This is a genomic window from Nocardioides sp. HB32, from assembly GCF_054058995.1.
The window spans coordinates 203152-221103 of record NZ_JBSSBS010000001.1; the positions used below are offsets into that span (position 1 = coordinate 203152).

General features: G+C 72.8%; 20 protein-coding genes. 8 read left to right on the forward strand and 12 right to left on the reverse strand.

Annotated features, from left to right (window positions below; genetic code table 11):
* Window positions 1-366: 366 nt before the first annotated feature.
* From hemB to ACVW2K_RS01050, 7 genes are all read right to left on the reverse strand, one after another.
* Window positions 367-1350 (reverse strand): porphobilinogen synthase, encoded by a 984-nt coding sequence (hemB, locus tag ACVW2K_RS01020; protein ID WP_457201206.1) that lies wholly within the window; start codon window positions 1348-1350, stop codon window positions 367-369.
* Window positions 1347-2981 carry a uroporphyrinogen-III synthase gene (locus tag ACVW2K_RS01025; protein ID WP_457201207.1) on the reverse strand — a complete coding sequence of 545 codons (1635 nt, stop codon included), beginning with the start codon at window positions 2979-2981 and terminating at the stop codon, window positions 1347-1349. Before ACVW2K_RS01025 ends, hemB begins: the two co-directional genes overlap by 4 nt.
* Complete coding sequence (hemC, locus tag ACVW2K_RS01030; RefSeq protein ID WP_457201208.1) at window positions 2978-3931, reverse strand: hydroxymethylbilane synthase; 954 nt, start codon at window positions 3929-3931, stop codon at window positions 2978-2980. Before hemC ends, ACVW2K_RS01025 begins: the two co-directional genes overlap by 4 nt.
* Window positions 3928-5220, reverse strand: coding sequence for a glutamyl-tRNA reductase (locus ACVW2K_RS01035; RefSeq protein WP_457201209.1), 1293 nt, complete (start codon window positions 5218-5220; stop codon window positions 3928-3930). The genes hemC and ACVW2K_RS01035 overlap by 4 nt, the downstream gene beginning before the upstream one ends.
* Entirely contained in the window at window positions 5217-5900 is a 684-nt protein-coding gene (locus ACVW2K_RS01040; RefSeq protein ID WP_457201210.1) for a redox-sensing transcriptional repressor Rex, read from the reverse strand. The genes ACVW2K_RS01035 and ACVW2K_RS01040 overlap by 4 nt, the downstream gene beginning before the upstream one ends.
* 174 nt (window positions 5901-6074) lie before the next feature.
* Window positions 6075-6314, reverse strand: a complete 240-nt coding sequence (locus ACVW2K_RS01045) for a glutaredoxin family protein (RefSeq protein ID WP_028638815.1) — start codon at window positions 6312-6314, stop codon at window positions 6075-6077.
* Window positions 6315-6318: 4 nt separating this feature from the next.
* Window positions 6319-7848, reverse strand: coding sequence for a class I adenylate-forming enzyme family protein (locus ACVW2K_RS01050; protein ID WP_457201211.1), 1530 nt, complete (start codon window positions 7846-7848; stop codon window positions 6319-6321).
* Between the two features lie 56 nt (window positions 7849-7904).
* Here ACVW2K_RS01050 and ACVW2K_RS01055 point away from each other — a divergent pair, with 56 nt between their 5' ends.
* The 3 genes from ACVW2K_RS01055 (at window position 7905) to ACVW2K_RS01065 (ending at window position 10873) form a co-directional block, all read left to right on the forward strand.
* Window positions 7905-8783, forward strand: coding sequence for an HAD family hydrolase (locus tag ACVW2K_RS01055; RefSeq protein ID WP_028638813.1), 879 nt, complete (start codon window positions 7905-7907; stop codon window positions 8781-8783).
* A gap of 100 nt (window positions 8784-8883) precedes the next feature.
* Window positions 8884-9648: a sigma-70 family RNA polymerase sigma factor gene (locus ACVW2K_RS01060; RefSeq protein WP_028638812.1), complete on the forward strand. Its 765-nt coding sequence runs from the start codon at window positions 8884-8886 to the stop codon at window positions 9646-9648.
* Window positions 9649-9727: 79 nt separating this feature from the next.
* On the forward strand, window positions 9728-10873 hold the full coding sequence (locus ACVW2K_RS01065; protein WP_457201212.1) for a DUF5667 domain-containing protein: 1146 nt from the start codon (window positions 9728-9730) through the stop codon (window positions 10871-10873).
* Between the two features lie 16 nt (window positions 10874-10889).
* On the opposite strand, the gene ACVW2K_RS01070 is transcribed toward ACVW2K_RS01065, so the two are convergent.
* The 5 genes from ACVW2K_RS01070 to ACVW2K_RS01090 form a co-directional block, all read right to left on the reverse strand.
* Window positions 10890-12047: a lysophospholipid acyltransferase family protein gene (locus ACVW2K_RS01070; protein WP_457201213.1), complete on the reverse strand. Its 1158-nt coding sequence runs from the start codon at window positions 12045-12047 to the stop codon at window positions 10890-10892.
* Window positions 12040-13077: an NAD-dependent epimerase/dehydratase family protein gene (locus ACVW2K_RS01075; RefSeq protein ID WP_457201214.1), complete on the reverse strand. Its 1038-nt coding sequence runs from the start codon at window positions 13075-13077 to the stop codon at window positions 12040-12042. The genes ACVW2K_RS01070 and ACVW2K_RS01075 overlap by 8 nt, the downstream gene beginning before the upstream one ends.
* Window positions 13078-13092: 15 nt before the next feature.
* Window positions 13093-13194: a 30S ribosomal protein bS22 gene (locus ACVW2K_RS01080; RefSeq protein WP_008356322.1), complete on the reverse strand. Its 102-nt coding sequence runs from the start codon at window positions 13192-13194 to the stop codon at window positions 13093-13095.
* 94 nt (window positions 13195-13288) lie between these two features.
* Window positions 13289-13492: a helix-turn-helix domain-containing protein gene (locus ACVW2K_RS01085; protein WP_028638808.1), complete on the reverse strand. Its 204-nt coding sequence runs from the start codon at window positions 13490-13492 to the stop codon at window positions 13289-13291.
* A 163-nt stretch (window positions 13493-13655) separates the two neighbouring features.
* Window positions 13656-14849 carry an acetoin utilization protein AcuC gene (locus ACVW2K_RS01090; protein ID WP_457201215.1) on the reverse strand — a complete coding sequence of 398 codons (1194 nt, stop codon included), beginning with the start codon at window positions 14847-14849 and terminating at the stop codon, window positions 13656-13658.
* 168 nt (window positions 14850-15017) lie between these two features.
* On the opposite strand from ACVW2K_RS01090, the gene trpS reads away from it, so the two are divergent.
* The 5 genes from trpS to ACVW2K_RS01115 all read left to right on the forward strand — a co-directional run bounded on the left by trpS (window position 15018) and on the right by ACVW2K_RS01115 (window position 17927).
* Window positions 15018-15971, forward strand: a complete 954-nt coding sequence (gene trpS / locus ACVW2K_RS01095) for a tryptophan--tRNA ligase (RefSeq protein ID WP_457201216.1) — start codon at window positions 15018-15020, stop codon at window positions 15969-15971.
* Window positions 15972-16047: 76 nt separating this feature from the next.
* Window positions 16048-16464 (forward strand): hypothetical protein, encoded by a 417-nt coding sequence (locus ACVW2K_RS01100; RefSeq protein ID WP_028638805.1) that lies wholly within the window; start codon window positions 16048-16050, stop codon window positions 16462-16464.
* Entirely contained in the window at window positions 16461-16889 is a 429-nt protein-coding gene (locus ACVW2K_RS01105) for a hypothetical protein (protein ID WP_457201217.1), read from the forward strand. The genes ACVW2K_RS01100 and ACVW2K_RS01105 overlap by 4 nt, the downstream gene beginning before the upstream one ends.
* The gene (locus tag ACVW2K_RS01110) at window positions 16855-17529 is read left to right on the forward strand and encodes a TetR family transcriptional regulator (RefSeq protein WP_457201218.1); all 675 of its coding nucleotides are present in this window, start codon (window positions 16855-16857) and stop codon (window positions 17527-17529) included. Before ACVW2K_RS01105 ends, ACVW2K_RS01110 begins: the two co-directional genes overlap by 35 nt.
* A complete protein-coding gene (locus tag ACVW2K_RS01115) occupies window positions 17526-17927 on the forward strand; it encodes a hypothetical protein (RefSeq protein ID WP_457201219.1) in 402 nt (133 codons plus the stop codon). The genes ACVW2K_RS01110 and ACVW2K_RS01115 overlap by 4 nt, the downstream gene beginning before the upstream one ends.
* The last annotated feature ends 25 nt before the right edge of the window (window positions 17928-17952 follow it).

Below are 17952 nucleotides of genomic sequence, written 5' to 3' on the forward strand. Positions count from 1 at the left end.
AGTAGCGAGCGCCAACGAGGCCCTGCCAACCGCTCGGTGGTCGAGTAGCGAGCGCCAACGAGGCCCGGCCAACCGCTCGGTGGTCGAGTAGCGAGCGCCAACGAGGCCCGGCCAACCGCTCGGTGGTCGAGTAGCGAGCGCCAACGAGGCCCGGCCAACCGCTCGGTGGTCGAGTAGCGAGCGCCAACGAGGCCCTGCCAACCCCTCGGTGGTCGAGTAGCGAGCGCCAGCGAGCGTATCGAGACCCGCTGATGCCGCAAGAGAGGTCTCGATACGCCGCCGCTCGTTCCCCGCGACGGCTACTCGACCAACGAAACAAGCCCGCAGCGCGGCCTAACCCACTCCGCCGCGACGAACCAACGAGCGTCAGCGCGCGAGCAACCGGGCGGCCTCGGCGGCCCAGTAGGTGAGCACGACGTCCGCGCCGGCCCGCCGGATCGAGAGCAGCGTCTCGAGGATGGCCGGCTCGCGGTCGATCCACCCGTTCGCCGCGGCCGCCTCGAGCATGGCGTACTCGCCGGAGACGTTGTACGCCGCGACCGGGACGTCGACCGCGTCGCGCACCCGGCGGATCACGTCGAGGTAGGCGAGGGCGGGCTTCACCATGACGATGTCCGCACCCTCGTCGACGTCGAGGAGCGCCTCCCGGACGCCTTCCACGGCGTTCGCGGAGTCCTGCTGGTAGGTCCGCCGGTCGCCCTCGAGCGAGGACCCGACCGCCTCGCGGAACGGGCCGAAGAAGGCGGAGGCGTACTTCGCGGAGTACGCCAGGATCGAGATGTCCGTGTGCCCGGCACCGTCGAGGGCCTCGCGGATCGCGCCGACCTGGCCGTCCATCATCCCGCTCGGCCCGACCATGTCGACGCCGGCGGCTGCATGGGCGAGCGCCATCTCGGCGTACAGCTCCAGGGTGCGGTCGTTGTCGACCCGGCCGTCGGGGGTGAGGACGCCGCAGTGGCCGTGGTCGGTGAACTCGTCGAGACACAGGTCGCTCATCACCGTGATCGCGTCGCCGACCTCGGCGACGACGTCGGCGATCGCGACGTTGAGGATCCCGGCCGGGTCGAGCGCACCCGACCCGGTCGCGTCCTTCGAGGCCGGGATGCCGAACAGCATCACACCGCCGAGCCCCAGCGACGCCGCCTCCGACACCGCTGCGAGCAGGGACGAGCGGGTGTGCTGCACGACGCCCGGCATCGACGAGATCGGCTGCGGCTCGGAGATGTCCTCGCGCACGAAGACGGGCAGGATCAGCTGCCGCGCCTCGAGGGAGGTCTCGGCCACCATCCGGCGCAGCGCCGCGGTGGTCCGCAGGCGCCGCGGCCGGACGACGGGACCGAGGTGGCTCATCGGGAGGTGCTGGCCTTCCGGCGCGCCGACGGCTTGCGGTCGGACGGGCGGGTGACCGGCTGGCCGGCCTCGACCATCGCGATCCGGCGGGCGGCACCGAAGTCGGCGAGCGCGTCGACCAGCTCGTCGACGTCCGGCCTGGCGGCCAGCACGTCGACCCGCAGGCCGTGCTCCTCGGCGGTCTTCGCGGTCGCGGGCCCGATCACGGCGATCACCGTCGACGGGTGCGGCTTGCCGGCGATGCCGACCAGGTTGCGCACCGTGGAGGACGAGGTGAACACGACCGCGTCGAACTTCCCGGTCTTGATCGCGTCGCGGGTCGGCGCCGGCGGCGGTGCGGCCCGGACCGTCCGGTACGCCGTCACGTCGTCGCACTCCCAGCCGAGGTCGATGAGGCCGGCGACGAGGTTCTCGGTGGCGATGTCGGCGCGCGGCAGGAAGACCCGGTTGATCGGGTCGAGCAGCTCGTCGTACTCGGGCCAGTCCTCGAGGAGGCCGGCCGCGGACTGCTCACCGGACGGCACCAGGTCGGCGCGCAGGCCCCATGCGGCGATCGCCTGCGCGGTCTTGTCGCCGACCGCGGCGATCTTCAGGCCCGAGAAGGCGCGCGCGTCGAGGCCGTACTCCTCGAACTTCTCGCGGACCGCGCGGACCGCGTTGACCGAGGTGAACGCGATCCACTCGTAGCGGCCCTCGACCAGGCCGCGCACGGCCTTGTCCATCTGCTGCGGGTTGCGCGGCGGCTCGACCGAGATGGTCGGCACCTCGTCGGGCACGGCGCCGTAGCCGCGGAGCCGCTGCGAGACCGAACCGGCCTGCTCCTTGGTGCGGGGCACCAGGACACGCCAGCCGAACAGCGGCTTGGTCTCGAACCAGGACAGGGACTCGCGCAGGTCGACCACGTCACCGACGACGGTGACCGCCGGCGGGGACATCCGGGCGTTCCGGGCGTCCGCGGCGATCCGCTCCAGGGTGGAGGTGACCGTCGACTGCTCGGTGGTGGTGCCGACGCGGGTCATGGCCACGGGCGTCTGCGGTGAGCGGCCCGCGGCGACCAGCGCCCTGGCGATGTCGCCGATCTGGCCGACCGCCGAGAGCAGCACGAGCGTGCGCTTGTCGGCGTACTGCGCCCAGTCGACCTTGTCACCGCACGTCACGACGGCGACCTCGCGGTGGTCCTTCGTGGTCAGCGGGACGCCGGCGTACGCCGGGACCGCGGTGACCGACGAGACGCCGGGGACGACCTCGAACGCGATGCCCGCCTTCACGCAGGCCTGCGCCTCCTCGGGGCCGGACGCGTACAGGAACGGGTCGCCGGACATCAGGCGGACGACGCGCAGCCCGCGCTTCGCCTGCCGCACGACGACCTTCGCCCGAGCGGCGTGGGTGAGCGGCTGCCCGTCCTCCCCGAAGCCGCCGTCGACGAGCTCCGGCCCGTCCTCGGTCGCGCCCCGCAGGACCCGGACCAGCTCGGTGTGCTCGGGCACCTCGGTGATCACGACGTCGGCCTGCTGCAACAGGTCCACGGCGCGCACCGTCAGCAGGCCCGGGTCGCCCGGACCGCTGCCGACGAACGACACCCAGCCGCGGGTGGACCCCGTGCCGGTGGTGGTGGTCTTGCCTCGCGTCATGCGTCCTGCCTCTTGTCTGCTGCGGGTGATGTCAGTCCTGCTGCCCCGTCGGCGAGCATCTCGTCCGCCAACCGGGTTCCGACGCCGTGTGCGTCGTTGGGCTTCCCCGTCGCGGACATCCGCACCGAGAGCGCCCCGTCGGGTGAGAGCGCAACCGCCCGCACCCAGAGCTCTTCGCCGTCGTCGCCCTCGACGACCTCCGCCAGGGCCCCGATCGGCGCGGAGCACCCGCCCTCGAGGGTGGCGAGGACCGCGCGCTCGGCCGTGACCGCCGCCCGGGCGTGCGGATCGTCGAGGACGGCGGCGATCTGGTCACCCAGCTCGTCGTCCGCCCGGCACTCGACCGCCAGCGCCCCCTGCCCGGGAGCGGGCAGCATCTGCAACGGGTCGAGCACCTCGGTCGCCTCGTCGAGGCGGCCGAGCCGGGCCAGACCCGCTCGCGCGAGCACGACGGCGTCGTACTCACCGGAGCGGACCTTGCCGATCCGGGTGTCGACGTTCCCACGAACGCCGACCACGTCCAAACCGAGGCCGAGGGCGTGCAGCTGCGCGACCCGGCGCGGGGAGCCGGTGCCGACCCTGCTGCCGACCGGCAGCTCGCCGAGCGTCAGCCCGTCGCGGGCCGCGACGACGTCGCGCGGGTCCTCACGGGCGGGTACGGCGACCAGGGCGATCCCCTCGGCGGCATAGGTCGGCAGGTCCTTGAGCGAGTGCACGGCGACATCCACGCGGCCGTCCAGGAGGGCGTCGCGCAGCGCGGAGACGAACACGCCCGTCGACGCCGTGCCCGCGAGCGGGGTGCCGGCGGCCTGGGTCCGGTCGCCCTCGGTGCTGATGTCGACGAGCTCGACCTCGCGGCCGAGACGCTGCGACAGCTGGTCGGCGACCAGCCGGGACTGGGTCGTCGCGAGGGCCGAGGCCCGGGTGCCGATCCGGATCGTCCGGGTCATGAGAGACCCTCCGCCCGGGTCACGGCGTCCACGGCCTCGGGGTCGAGCGCGAACAGCTCGGCCAGGGCGGCGGCGTACGACACGGCGCCGGTCTCGTTCGCGAGCTCCTTGACCCGGACCGTCGGCTGGTGGAGCAGCTTGTCGGCGACCCGGCGCACGGTGTGCAGCACCTCCGCGCGGGTGGCGTCGTCGAGGTCGGGGAGCCGGCCGGCGAGCCGCTCCATCTCGGCGTCGACGACCGAGGTCGCCATCGAGCGGAGCGCGACGACGGTCGGCGTGACGCTCGCCTGGCGGCGGGCGCCGAGGAACGCGGAGACCTCCTGGGCGACGATCCGGCGCACCTCGAGGACCTCGCGGCCGGCGTCGGAGTCGCGCAGCTCCTCCGCGAGCTCGGCCAGGTTGATCAGCGTGACGCCGGGCAGCTCGGCGACCGTCGGGTCGACGTCGTGCGGGAGCGCCAGGTCGATGATCGCGAGCTCGCGGCCATCGGCGGTCGCCGCGGCGACGACCTCGCGGCTGACGACGAGTCCGGTCGAGCCGGTGCAGGAGACCAGGACGTCGGCGAGCGCGAGCTCGGCCTCGAGGTCGGCGAGGGCGGCCGCGCGGGCGCCGTACTCGGCCGCGAGCCGGTCGGCGTTGCCGGTGGTGCGGTTGGCGACGGTGACGCTGCCCGCGCCGCGGCGGGCGACGGTGGCGGTCGCGAGTCCCGCCATCGCACCGGCACCGAGCACCAGCACCCGCTTGCCGGAGAGGCCACCGACGGCGGCGTGGGTGCGGTCCAGGGCGGCGCTCACCAGCGAGGGTGCGGCGCGGTCGATGTCGGTCTCGGCGCGGGCCCGCTTGCCGACCCGGAGCGCCTGCTGGAACAGCAGGTTCAGGGCCGGGCCGACGGTGCCGATCTCCTGGCCCGAGCTCAGCGCGTCGCGGGTCTGGCCGAGGATCTGCCCTTCGCCGACGGCCATCGACTCGAGGCCGGCGACGACCTGGAACAGGTGCGAGACCGCGCCGTCGTCGTAGTGCACGTAGAGGTACGGCAGCATCGCCTCGGTGGACTCGCCGGCGCGCTCGACGAGCAGCCGCGACACCTCCTCGACGGAGCCGTGGAAGCGGTCCACCTCGGCGTAGATCTCGAGCCGGTTGCAGGTCGCGATGACGGTCGCCTCGGTGACGTGCTCGCAGGCGGCGACGTCGTCGATGAGCTTGTGCACGCCGTCACCGTCGAGCGCGACCCGCTCCAGCAGCGAGACGGGCGCGGACTTGTGGGACATCCCCACCACGAGAACGCTCACGCGGGCGCCCCCTGACCGGTCTTGCGCTGCTCGTGGTAGGCCAGGATCTGCAGCTCGATCGAGAGGTCGACCTTGCGCACGTCGACCTGGTCGGGCACGTTCAGCGGGAACGGCGCGAAGTTCAGGATGCTGGTGATGCCGCAGGCGACCATCCGGTCGGCGACGTCCTGCGCCGACAGCGCCGGCGTGGCGATCACGCCGATCGCGACGGAGTGCTCGCGGACGATCCCCTCCAGGTCGTCGAAGGGGCGAACCTCGATCCCGGCGACGACCTCGTCGCGGCGGGCAGGGTCGGCGTCGAGCAGCGCGACCACGCGGAAGCCGCGGCTGCGGAAGCCGGAGTAGTTCGCGAGCGCCTGGCCGAGGTTGCCGATGCCGACGATGACGACCGGCCAGTCCTGGGTGACCCCGATCTCACGGGCGATCTGGTAGCGCAGGTAGTCGACGTCGTACCCGACCCCGCGCGTGCCGTAGCTGCCGAGGTAGGAGAGGTCCTTGCGCAGCTTCGCGCTGTTCACCCCGGCCGCGCCCGCGAGCTCCTCGCTCGAGCAGGTGCCGGTGCCCTGCTCGGAGAGCGTGGTGAGGGCCCGGAGGTAGACGGGCAGTCGCGCGACCGTCGCCTCGGGGATGTCCCGGGCACTCTCGGGGGAGGTCCGTGCGGTCACTGCAGCTCTTTCCATCACCAGGTGACTGGGCCGTCGTCGGGCATGGCGAACGACGCTCATTTCGAGGCCCGCTGCGCACCCGGCGGCGCCTTCACTGTAGGAGTTTGTGAACGGGAGAACAAACCGGGACGGCACCCTGCGGGCGTTGGGCTTAGCACATGTGACATGAGCCACTCCCGCGGGGTCGGACTAGGCGCGCAGAGCCGTTCGGAGCCGCTGCTCGTCGACCCGCCAGAAGTCGTGCTGGCGGCCGTCCACGAACGTCACCGGGATCTCCTCGCCGTACCTCTCGGCCAGGTCCGGGTCGTCGTCGATCGACACCTCGTCGTACTCCTCGCCGAGCTCGGCGCAGACCCGCGCGACCACCTCCCGGGCGTCGTCGCAGAGGTGGCAGCCCGGGCGTGAGTACAGCGTGACGCGCGCGGTCATCGGGTCACTCGAGGAGCCCGACGCTGCGCCGTCGCTCGATCCCGCGCAGCCGGCCCTTCTGCACCTTCCCGGTGACGGTCTTCGGCAGCTCGTCGACGACCTCGATCCGGGAGGGCCGCTTGAACCGGGCCAGCCGGACCGCGCAGTGCTCCCGCACCGCCGCGACGATCGCGTCGGGGTCGCTGCCGGGCGCGCGGACGTAGGCGACCACGGCCTCGCCGGTGTGCGGGTCCTCGACGCCGATCACCGCGACGTCGAGCACTCCGGGGACCTCCTCGACCACGTCCTCGACCTCGGTCGGGTAGACGTTGAAGCCGCTGACGATCACCAGCTCCTTGAGCCGGTCGACCAGGAACAGGTCGCCGTCCTCGTCGAGGAAGCCGACATCGCCGGTCGACCACCAGCCCTGGTCGTCCGGGCCGGAGTCGCCGTCGGGCCAGTAGCCGCTGAACAGGTTCGCGCCGCGGACCTGGATCTCGCCGGGGTCCTCGCCCTCGGGCGGCCGGCCGGTCTCGTCGACCAGGCGCAGCTCCACCCCCGGCAGCGCCGCCCCGACCGAGCCGACCTTGGGCCGGGCGCTGCACAGCGTGCTGGTGACGACCGGCGCGGCCTCGGTGAGCCCGTAGCCCTGGTGGACCGGGATCCTGGTGCGCGCGGTGAACCGCTCGACGACCTCGGCCGCCAGCGGAGCCGAGCCCGACAGGATCAGCCGCACCGGCCCGAGGTGCTCGGCCAGGTCGGGCTCGTCCTCCCAGTACGCGAACACCGGCGGGGCGAGGGGTACGACGCTGCACGCCTCGTCGTCGATGAGGCCGAGCGTCTCGTGCGGGTCGAAGCGCTCCACGAGCACCAGCTTCGCCCGGTGGCACAGCACGCCGCCGAGCACGGCGTTCAGGCCGTAGACGTGGAACAGCGGGAGCACCCCGAGCACCACGTCGTCGCCGTGCATCATCGGCGGGTCGACCTCGGCGACCTGCTGGAGGTTCGCGAGCAGCGCCCGGTGGGTGAGCATCGCGGCGCGCGGGCGACCCGAGGTACCGCTGGTGTACAGGAGGGCGGCGAGCTTCTCGGGGTCCTGGAGCGGCGGTACCGGGCGCGCCGGGGCGGCCCGCAGCTCGTCGTACGACGGCTCGCCGATGACCACCACGCGGGGCGCCGGCTCGAGCGTCGCGACGGCCTCGCGCACGGTGCCGGCGGAGGCCTCGTCGGCGACCACCACGCGCGAGCCCGAGTCCTCGAGCATCCGCGCCAGCTCGCCGACCGTGGACCTGGGGTTGACCGGCACCGCGACCGCCTGCGCCCGCAGCACGCCGAGGTAGGTCGCGACGAACTCGAGGCGGTTGCCGGAGGCGATCATCACCCGTTGCCCGCCTACGACCCCAGCGGCGCCGAGGCCGGTGGCGATCCGCCCGACCTCGTCCTCGAGGCCGCCCCAGGTCAGCGACCGGCCGCCGGACTCCACCACCGCGAGGTGGTCGGGCTGCTCGGCGGCAGCGGTGGCGACCAGCTCCGCGACGTCGCGCACTCCGGACATGGGCCGATCCTTCCACAGCGTCCGTGCCCACCGCCGCCGAGCACTAGGCTCCGACTGTGTCCGAGAAGCGCGCGAGGCCACGCAACCTCCAGCTCCGCTCCGTGCTCGCGGGCGAGGCCGCCGCGGCCGCCGCGGAGGTCGAGTCCGCGCTCACGCCGCCGACCGATCCCGATGCGGCCGCGTTCTTCGACGTCGACAACACCGTGATGCAGGGCGCCAGCATCTTCCACCTCGCCCGCGGCCTGCACCGGCGGAAGTTCTTCACGACCCGCGAGATCCTCGGCGCGGCCTGGAAGCAGGCCTACTTCCGCGTCGTCGGGGTCGAGGACCCCGAGCACGTCGCCGACGCCCGCGCCTCCGCGCTCGGATTCATCGCCGGGCACACCGTCACCGAGCTCCAGGAGCTGGGTGAGGAGATCTTCGAGGAGGCGATGGCCGACCGGATCTGGCCGGGCACCCGCGCCCTCGCGCAGATGCACCTCGACGAGGGCCAGCGGGTCTGGCTGGTCACCGCGGCGCCGATCGAGATCGCCCAGATCATCGCGCGCCGGCTCGGGCTCACCGGGGCGATGGGCACGGTCGCCGAGCACCAGGACGGCGTCTACACGGGCCGGCTGGTCGGGGACCTGCTGCACGGCCCGGCCAAGGCCGAGGCGGTGCGCGCGCTGGCCGAGCGCGAGGGACTCGACCTGCGCCGCTGCTCGGCGTACTCCGACTCGGCCAACGACCTGCCGATGCTGTCCCTGGTCGGCGACCCCTGCGCGATCAACCCGGACGCCAGGCTGCGCGCGCACGCCCGCGAGCAGGGCTGGCGGATCCACGACTACCGGACCGGGCGCAAGGCGGTGCGCGGTGGACTCGTCGTCGGAGCCGTCGCCGGCGCGGTCTCGGGTGCGGTCGCGGCGGGCGTCGCACTCAGGAGCAAGCGTCACTGATCGTCCGTAACCATCCCGGCACGCGAGACGGTTCCCAGAACCGTAACTCGCGTTTACGATGGGGAAGGCTTCGGGGGAAGCTTTCTGGGAGGATCGATCCATGTCGTCGGAGGACAGCGACGTCGTGCACGGGCTGGACGCCCTGCGCCGGCTCGTCGCCCAGGCGCTGCTGAGCGGGCGCCCCGCGCTGGTCGGCGCGCCCGGGATGCTCCTCACCGAGGCAATCGCGAGCGACCGCGCCGGGGCCGGCACCGGTGGCGGCGGTGGGTACGACGACGCCGACCTGGCCGCCTCCTCGGAGGAGGACGCCGCCGAGCGGACCCGGCTGATCGCGCTGGTCGAGCTGGCCCGCAAGGGCGACGCAGACGCGTTCGGCATGCTCTACGACCACTATCAGGCCTCCGTCTACCGGTTCCTCTTCTACCGGACCCGCTCCAGCACGCTGGCCGAGGACCTCACCTCGGAGACGTTCTTCCGCGCGCTGCGGAGCATGAACAACTTCCGGTGGCAGGGCAAGGACTTCGGGGCCTGGCTGATGACGATCGCCAGGAACCTCGCCACCGACCACTTCAAGGCCGGCCGGACCCGCCTCGAGCTGACGACCGAGGACATGGCGCTGCACGACGACGCCACCGAGGGGCCCGAGTCGTCGGTGCTCGCCGGTCTCACCAACGAGATCCTCCTCAAGGCCCTCACCGAGCTGCCGCCCGAGCAGCGCGACTGCCTGGTGATGAGGTTCCTCCAGGGCATGAGCATCGCCGAGACGGCCGAGGTCCTCGGCCGCTCCGACGGCGCCGTCAAGCAGCTCCAGCTGCGCGGGGTGCGCAACCTCGCGAAGCTGATGCCGGAAGGGATCCGGGACTGATGACGCGGCTCCACGAAATCGTTTACGTAGCGGATCCCCGCCGCGTAACCTCGCCGCCCCGCGCGTCGTTGGGTTCGACATGACATGGGGCTTCACGGCGCAACGTCGCGCCGACGCGTTCCACGACCTGGTCGAGGCCCCCTCGGCTGGTGAACCGGCGACCCGGGACGCCGATCTCCTCGAGCTGGTCGGCGCCCTCCGGACCGTCCCCCAGGTGACCGCGCGGCCCGAGTTCGTCGCCGACCTGCGGATGCAGCTGATGGCGGAGGCCGCCACGGCCCTCGTCCCCGCGGACACCTCCAGGCTCCGGCTCCCCGACCGCCGCCCGACCCGCGAGCGGCGGCTCGCCGCCGTGATCGGCGGCATCGCGGTCGTCGGTGTCACCACCGGGGTCGCGGTCGCGTCGCAGGGCGCGCTGCCCGGCGACTCCCTCTACCCGATCAAGCGCGTCATCGAGAGTGCCCACACCGGCCTGTCCGTCGGCGAGGGCGGCAAGGGCGCCACGATGCTCGGGAACGCCTCCGACCGCCTCACGGAGGTCGACGCGCTGACGCACCAGGACAACCTCGGCGACGACCTGCGCATCGCCGACACGCTCAACACCTTCACCGACCAGGCGACGCAGGCCTCCGACCTGCTGCTCGCCGACTACGCGCACACCGGCGACGCGGCCTCGATCGCGCAGCTGCGCGACTTCGCCTCCTCCAGCCTCGACCAGCTCGAGGCGCTCGAGCCGCTCATCCCGGCCGACGCCCGCGACGAGCTGATCCGCGCGGCCCGGGCCATGGAGGCCATCGACTCGGAAGCGGGCCAGCGCTGCCCGGACTGCGGGGGTACGCCGATCGCGTCGATCCCGCCGCTCCTCACCGCGGCACAGGAGAACGTCTTCGTGCCCCTCGCGCCGCGCGACACCGGCGCGCCGGGCTCCGGCACCGGCGGCAAGCAGCACCGGCACGGCGACGGCGGCCGCCCGAACCTGCCCCACGTCCAACCCGGCGACCTCGGGCCCGGCAGCGTCTCCGACCCCGGTCAGGGCTCGGGCGACGGCTCCGGCTCGGACCCGATCCAGGCGATCACCGACAGCCTCAGCGGCGGCGGCAACTCGCACGGCACCCCGTCGAGCGGCGGCTCGTCGCTGCCGTCGGTGGACGACGTCGTGGACGGCGTCACCGGCATCCTCGAGGGTGCCGTCGGCGGGCTGACCGGGCAGACCCCCTCGCCGTAGCCCGTCCGGGCACCGGTCAGCGGAACACGGACTCCCGCTGCATCAGGAGGGAGTACAACGTCTGCTGGATCGTCTCCCGCACCTGGTCGGTCACGTTGAAGACCAGCATCGGGTCGTCGGCCGCGCCCTGGTCGAACTCGTCGGTGCGGATCGGCTCGCCGAACTCCAGCAGCCACTTGGACGGCAGCGGCACCAGGCCCAGCGGGCCGAGCAGCGGGAAGAACGGCGTGATCGGGATGTACGGCAGCCCGAGGAGGCGGGCCAGCGACGGGACGTTCCCGACCAGTGGGTAGATCTCCTCGGCGCCCACCACGGAGAGCGGCACGATCGGCACGCCGGCGCGGAGGGCGGCCGACACGAAGCCGCCCCGGCCGAAGCGCTGGAGCTTGTAGCGCTGGGAGTACGGCTTGCCGATGCCCTTGAACCCCTCCGGCCACACGCCGACCAGCTCGCCGCCGCGCAGCATCCGCTCGGCGTCCTCGTTGCAGGCCAGCGTCGCGCCGCTGCGTCGTGCCATGGTGCTGACGAACGGCAGCCGGAACACCAGGTCGGCGCCGAGCGGGCGCAGGAACCGGCCGGTGGCGTCGTGGATCGAGACCATCGTCATCAGCCCGTCGACCGGGATCGTCCCGGAGTGGTTGGAGACGACCAGCGCCCCGCCCTCGGTGGGGATGTTCTCCACCCCGCGGACCTCGACCCGGAACCACTTCTCCGCGATCGGCCGCAGCGTCGCCATCAGGAAGCGCTCGGTGACCTCCGGGTCGAAGCCGTACTCGTCGACCTCGAAGGCGCCGGTCAGACGGCGGCGCAGGAACGCGAGGAACCGGGCCAGCTGCGGCTCCCACTGATCGCCGAACACCTCGGTCGCCGCCCCGCGCAGGGCGGTCTGCCAGTCCGAGACGGGGATGCCACCTGCGGGCACGCGATCGACGGCCGTGACGGGCGCGCGCTCGGCCACCGGGTCCGGCTGGGCGGCCGTCCTCTTCGGCGGCGGAGCCTTCTTCGCCGGCGCCTTCTTCGCCGCGGCCTTCTTCACCGCAGCCTTCTTCGCCGGGGCCTTGGTGGCCGGCGGCTTGGCCGACAGGCCGCGGGCGGCCGAGGACGGCTGCGTGCTGCCGGTGCCGCGGCCGGGTCGGCCGCGGGTCCCGATCGGGATGATCTCGGCGTCACCCATGGACGACTCCTCCGTCGGGCTCGGGCAGGCCGGCGGCGACCCGGGCGAGCACCCGCTCGGCCCGGCCGCCGGTGGGCGTGAGGGGCTCGGCGAAGTCGGCGACGGCGGCCGCGGTGGAGAACGCCGGCTCGAAGCCGAGCTCGCGCCGCATCCGGGTCGTGTCGACGCCGCGGCCGTAGGTGATCAGCGCGAGCAGCTCCGGCGAGAGGTCGGTGACCCGGGCGGAGCGGAGCGCGGAGCCGACCCCGCCGACGGCGAACGACGGCAGCGCGACCGAGGCCCGCCCCAGACGGCGCAGGACCTGCGAGAGCGTGAGGACACCGTCACCCGCGACGTTGAAGGTGCCGGCGGCCTCCGTGGTCGCCGCGTGCCGCAGCACGTCGACGAGGTCCTGCTCGTGCAGCAGCTGGAAGCGGGGGTCGAAGCCGAGCACGGTCGGGACGACCGGCAGGCGGAGGTATGCCGTCAGCGGGCTGACGACGTGGGGTCCGATGACGTTGGCGGCGCGGATCGTCGTCACGCGGACGTCCGGGCGGCGGCGGGCGAACCCACGGACGTACCCCTCGACCTCGGCGAGGTCCTTGGCGTACCCGGCCCGCGGCGCGCGGCGCGGCTCCATGGCCTCGGTGAACATGGCCGGGTCGCGGCTGCTCGCGCCGTAGATGGTGGTGGACGACTTGACCACCAGGGAGCGCAGCCCCGGCGCCTTCTGGCAGGCGGCCAGCAGCTGCATCGTCCCGATGACGTTGAGCTCCTTCATCGTGTTCCGCCCGCCGGCGGAGCCGGGGGTGGCGATGACGCTCATGTGGACGACGGTGTCGACGTCCTCCTTGACGATCACCTTGGCGATGACCGGGTTGCGGATGTCCGCACGCACGAAGGAGACGTCACCGATGTCGCCGCGAGGCGGCACCGCGTCCACGCCGATCACCCGGGCGACGCCGGGCTCGGCAGCCACCGCACGCGCGAATCGGCGGCCGAGGTCGCGCGAGACCCCGGTGACCAGGACGACCCTGCCGGCGCTGCCCATGCGGCGTGCGCGTGCCTACTTGCCGAGCTTGCGACGCTGGACGCGCGTCTTCTTCAGCAGCTTGCGATGCTTCTTCTTGGCCATGCGCTTGCGCCGCTTCTTGATGACAGAACCCACAGGGAAACCTTTCAACGCACTATTGCGGTCCCCGGTCGGCCCGCGGGACCGGCCAAGCCTATCCGGCGTGGTCGCCCGCGGCAGAATCGGCCCGTCAGCCGGCGCTGTAGAAGCTCTTGCGCAGGTACTCGTCGACGTCCTTCTCGAGGACGCGGAACGACCGGCCGACCCGCACGGCCGGGAGCTCGCCGTTGTGGACCAGGCGGTACACGGTCATCTTGGAGACCCGCATCATCGCGGCCACCTCGGCAACGGTGAGGAACTTCGAGTCGGAGATGTCCCCGGAGTTGGTAGCCATCGTGCACCGATACTTTCTGTCTGACGCGCCACCGGCTTCCCCACCGGTGAGTGCACGCGTCACGCAAGCGTGAGAATAGAGCCTGATGTGACTCGTGGGGAAGGGGTTCACCAAAGTAGCCCGCGGGACGCGGCGTGTCCGCTTGCATCCGGCCTGCAGATGTCTAGGGCAGCGGGTCCAGTCCGTGCAGCGGGAACGCCGCCATCCGGGTCGCGTGGATGGCCCGGTCCAGCCAGGCCTCGGGGTCGTACCCCTCACGCCAGTCCCGGTAGGCCGGGGTCCGCCCGTCGGTCATCCGGTACGGCGCGACCCGGCCCAGGGCCGTGCGCACGTGGTCCCGCCACACGTCGGGGGTGTCGGTGAGCGGGTCGAGCGGGCTGCCGCCCACGATCGCGAGCAGGTGGGTCCAGGCGCGCGGCACCACCTCGACCAGGGCGTAGCCGCCCCCTCCCGTCGCCACCCAGCGCCCCTCGCAGACCTCGTGGGCGAGATCGTGGAGGGCGAGGTACGCCGCGCGCTGGCCGTCCACGGTCAGGCTCAGGTGCGCGAGCGGGTCCTCGACGTGGGAGTCACAGCCGTGCTGGGTGACCAGCACGTCGGGACGGAACTCGCGGAGCAGGTCCGGCACGACCGCGTGGAAGGCGCGCAGCCAGCCGCCGTCGCCGGTGCCCGGCGGGAGCGCGACGTTCACCGCCGTCCCGAGGGCGTCCGGCCCACCCAGGTCGTTCGGGAACCCGGTGCCGGGGAACAGGATCTGCCCGGTCTCGTGCAGCGAGATCGTCAGGACCCGTGGGTCGTTCCAGAAGATCCGCTCCACCCCGTCGCCGTGGTGCACGTCGACGTCGACGTACGCGACCCGTTCGGCGCCCTGGCCGAGGAGCTGCTGGATGCCGACGGCGACGTCGTTGTAGATGCAGAACCCGCTGGCCCGGCCGCGCATCGCGTGGTGCAGGCCACCGGCGATGTTCACCGCGTGCAGGGACTCGCGCGACCAGACCCGGCGGAACGCCTCCACGCTGGCGCCGACGATGTGCGCCGCCGCGCGGTGCATCCCCGGGAAGACCGGGTTGTCGTCGGTCCCGAGACCGCGGGCCTCGTCGTACTCGGCCTTCATCACCGCCTCGATCAGCGCGACGTCGTGCACCCGCGCGATCTGGTCCTCGGTCGCGACCGGCGCCGGGACGCGCACCAGCCGGGCACCGGCCGCCCCGACCACGCCGAGGCTCTCGGCGAGCCGCATGGTGAGGTCCACGCGCACCGGTGACATCGGGTGGGACGCACCGAAGTCGTACTCGGTGAGGCTCTGGTCGAAGACCACCACCGCGGGCCCGGGACACATCGTCGACGCCGGAGGCATGCCGGCGACGGTACCGGTACTCTGGGGGCGTGCTGACGCGTCCCATGTTGTGGTGGCCCGCCTGAGGGCGGACCACCTCTCGACGCGCACCCACGTCACCCACCGGCCGCCCACGGGCGGCCGTTGTCGTGTCCGGCGCCGACCCGTGGGCTCTCACAGGAGCTCACCATGACCCGCACCCTCTCCCTCCTCACCCCGTCCGGGCGGCTCACGCTCGGCAGCTACCTCGGGGCCCTCCGTCCCATGTCGCGACGCCAGGAGGACGCCTTCTACGGCGTCTCCGACCTGCACGCGATGACGACCGAGCACGATCCGCGGCTGCTGCGCGCGTACGCCGACGAGACGGCCGCGCTGTTCCTCGCCACCGGGCTGGACCGGGCGACGCTGTTCCGGCAGAGCCACGTGCCCGCGCACGCGCAGCTGGCCTACCTGCTCGAGTGCGTCGCCACGACCGGTGAGCTGAACCGGATGATCCAGTTCAAGGAGAAGGGCCGAGGTGTCGACTCGACGCGCGTCTCGCTGTTCACCTACCCGGCGCTGATGGCGGCCGACATCCTCCTGTACCGGCCGGCCCAGGTCCCCGTGGGCGCCGACCAGAACCAGCACGTCGAGCTCACCCGGGACCTCGCACTGCGCTTCAACCGCCGGTACGGCGAGGTGTTCACGGTCCCCGAGGTCGTCACCGCCACGGACGGCACCGCCCGGGTCATGGACCTGCTGCACCCGACCCGCAAGATGTCGAAGTCCGCCGACGCGGCCGGTTCGGTGTACCTGCTCGACCCGCCCGACGTCGTACGCCGCAAGGTCGCCCGGGCCGTGACCGACTCCGATACGGGGCCCGATGCGGTCCGGGCCGAGCGGGAGACCAAGCCCGGCGTCACCAACCTGCTGGACATCCTGGCCGCGTGCGGGGGCTCGGCCGACGGGATCACGACGTACGGCGCCCTCAAGCGGGCGGTGACCGACGCGGTGGTCGCGGAGCTCGAGCCGGTGCAGAAGCGGTACGCCGAGCTCGCCGCGGACCCGGGCCACGTGGCGTCGGTGTTCGCCGCCGGCGCGGCCCGCTGCCGGGAGGTGACGGCGCCGGTGGTCGCCGCGGCCCAGACCGCACTCGGACTCTGATCTTGAACATGTTCAAAAACGGGCGTACGGTCGCTCCATCGGAAGTTTTGAACACGTTCAAGAAAGCGAGAGCACCGTGACCTGGACCGTCGGCACCTACGTCGTCTACCTGCTCATCACCGTCCCCCTCACCATCTGGGTCGCCAGCACCCTGTCGCGCAACGGCCGGGTCTTCCTGGAGGACGTGTTCGCCGGGGACGAGCGGCTCGCGCACGCCGTGAACCGGCTGCTCGTCGTCGGCTTCTACCTGCTGAACCTGGGCTTCGTGATGCTCTTCCTGCGGATCAGCGAGCCGGTCGCCGACCTGCGCGGCATGTTCGACACCCTCAGCGTGAAGGTCGGGGTCGTCACGCTGACGCTCGGCGTCCTGCACTTCGTCAACGTCTACGCGTTCAACGCGATCCGCCGCCGGAGCCGCCTGGAGCGGACCCGGACCGCGCCGCTCCCGCCGCAGGGCTTCCTCCCGCCGACGCAGCCGGCGTACCCCGCATGACCGCGGGGGCCGTCGAGCGCCTGACGGTGCTCACCGACCCGGACTGCCCGCTGTGCCGGGGATTCGCGGGGTGGCTGGCCGGGCAGCCGATGCTGGTCCCGCTCGACGTGGTCGCGGCCGGCTCGCTCGAGGCGCAGCGCCGGTTCCCGGACCTCGACCACGCGCGCACCCTCGAGGAGGTCACCGTGATCGGCGGGGACGGTGCGATGTGGGTCCACGACCGGGCGTGGGTGATGTGCCTGTGGGCGACCCGGTCCTACCGCGGGCTGGCCGAGCGGCTGTCCAGCCCGCGGCTGCTGCCGACGGCCCGCGCCGCGACGTACGGCGCCGCCGGGCTCCGTCACCTGTTGGGCTCCAGGGGCACGTCGGGGGGTGACTACGCTGATGACTGTGCCGGACCCTGCCGCCCGCTCCCCCAAGGCTGAGCAGACCAGGCAGACCATCGTGGACGCTGCGATGCGGCTGTTCAGCCGCGACGGCTACGGGCGGACGACGATGCGCGCGATCGCGACCGAGGCCGGGGTCTCCCTCGGGAACGCCTATTACTACTTCGGCTCCAAGGAGCACCTGATCCAGGCGTTCTACGACCAGCTCCAGGTCGAGCACGAGGCGGTGGCGGAGCGGGTCCTCGGGCGGGACAGCCGGTTCGACCAGCGGCTGCGCGGCGTGCTGGACGCGTGGCTGGACGTCGCCGAGCCGCACCACGAGTTCGCCGGTGAGTTCTTCCGCAACGCCGCGGACCCGCACAGCCCCCTGTCGCCGTTCAGCCCCGAGTCCGCCCCGGCCCGGGACGCCTCCATCGGGGTCTTCCGCACGCTGGTGACCGGCTCGAACGTCAAGGCGTCCGCGGACCTCCGCGCCGAGCTGCCCGAGCTCCTGTGGCTGCTGCAGATGGGCGTGGTGCTGTTCTGGGTGTACGACGACAGCCCGCGCCAGGAGCGCAGCCGGCGGCTGGTCGCCAGCCTGGTGCCTATCGTGGACCGGCTCGTGAAGCTCGCCCGGCTGCCCGTCGCTCGCGGGCTGGTCGACGACGTCCTCGGGCTGGTCAGGGACCTGCGGTCATGATCGGCCGCCTCGTCGCGATGGCGTACGTCGGGGCGGTGGCCGGGCTCGCGGGTGCCGGTTTCGCCGGCGACTCCACGGTGGCGATCCTGTCCGCGACAGCACTCGCGCTCCCCTCCGGCCTCGCGGGCCTGGTCGCCTTCTACGCGGCGTACGGCCTCCTGGCACTGGTGCCCGGCGCGAACCCCGACGCGAGCAGCGGGAGCGGGTCGTGCAACGCGGCCGGGGCCTGTGAGTCGTCGTCCAGCGGGGACCTCGCCTCGTGGTTCCAGATCACCACGGACGCCATCGGGGTGTTCATGCTGACCGCCGCGGCGATCACGAACGTGCTCGTCGCGCACTGGCTGCTCACCCGGTCTCGGCGTGCCCGCTCACGGCCGGCGGCCGGCGGCCGGCCGTAGCCAGGCGCCGCGCCGCGGGGACACG

Excerpts from the sequence above, each read along its gene's own strand:
- hemB (WP_457201206.1), bottom strand. The coding sequence starts at position 1,350 with ATGAGCCACCTCGGTCCCGTCGTCCGGCCGCGGCGCCTGCGGACCACC.
- ACVW2K_RS01025 (WP_457201207.1), bottom strand. The coding sequence starts at position 2,981 with ATGACGCGAGGCAAGACCACCACCACCGGCACGGGGTCCACCCGCGGC.
- hemC (WP_457201208.1), bottom strand. The coding sequence starts at position 3,931 with ATGACCCGGACGATCCGGATCGGCACCCGGGCCTCGGCCCTCGCGACG.
- ACVW2K_RS01065 (WP_457201212.1), top strand. The coding sequence starts at position 9,728 with ATGACATGGGGCTTCACGGCGCAACGTCGCGCCGACGCGTTCCACGAC.
- ACVW2K_RS01045 (WP_028638815.1), bottom strand. The coding sequence starts at position 6,314 with ATGACCGCGCGCGTCACGCTGTACTCACGCCCGGGCTGCCACCTCTGC.
- ACVW2K_RS01085 (WP_028638808.1), bottom strand. The coding sequence starts at position 13,492 with ATGGCTACCAACTCCGGGGACATCTCCGACTCGAAGTTCCTCACCGTT.
- ACVW2K_RS01075 (WP_457201214.1), bottom strand. The coding sequence starts at position 13,077 with ATGGGCAGCGCCGGCAGGGTCGTCCTGGTCACCGGGGTCTCGCGCGAC.
- ACVW2K_RS01105 (WP_457201217.1), top strand. The coding sequence starts at position 16,461 with ATGACCGCGGGGGCCGTCGAGCGCCTGACGGTGCTCACCGACCCGGAC.
- ACVW2K_RS01050 (WP_457201211.1), bottom strand. The coding sequence starts at position 7,848 with ATGTCCGGAGTGCGCGACGTCGCGGAGCTGGTCGCCACCGCTGCCGCC.
- ACVW2K_RS01070 (WP_457201213.1), bottom strand. The coding sequence starts at position 12,047 with ATGGGTGACGCCGAGATCATCCCGATCGGGACCCGCGGCCGACCCGGC.
- trpS (WP_457201216.1), top strand. The coding sequence starts at position 15,018 with ATGACCCGCACCCTCTCCCTCCTCACCCCGTCCGGGCGGCTCACGCTC.
- ACVW2K_RS01040 (WP_457201210.1), bottom strand. The coding sequence starts at position 5,900 with ATGGAAAGAGCTGCAGTGACCGCACGGACCTCCCCCGAGAGTGCCCGG.
- ACVW2K_RS01060 (WP_028638812.1), top strand. The coding sequence starts at position 8,884 with ATGTCGTCGGAGGACAGCGACGTCGTGCACGGGCTGGACGCCCTGCGC.
- ACVW2K_RS01115 (WP_457201219.1), top strand. The coding sequence starts at position 17,526 with ATGATCGGCCGCCTCGTCGCGATGGCGTACGTCGGGGCGGTGGCCGGG.
- ACVW2K_RS01090 (WP_457201215.1), bottom strand. The coding sequence starts at position 14,849 with ATGCCTCCGGCGTCGACGATGTGTCCCGGGCCCGCGGTGGTGGTCTTC.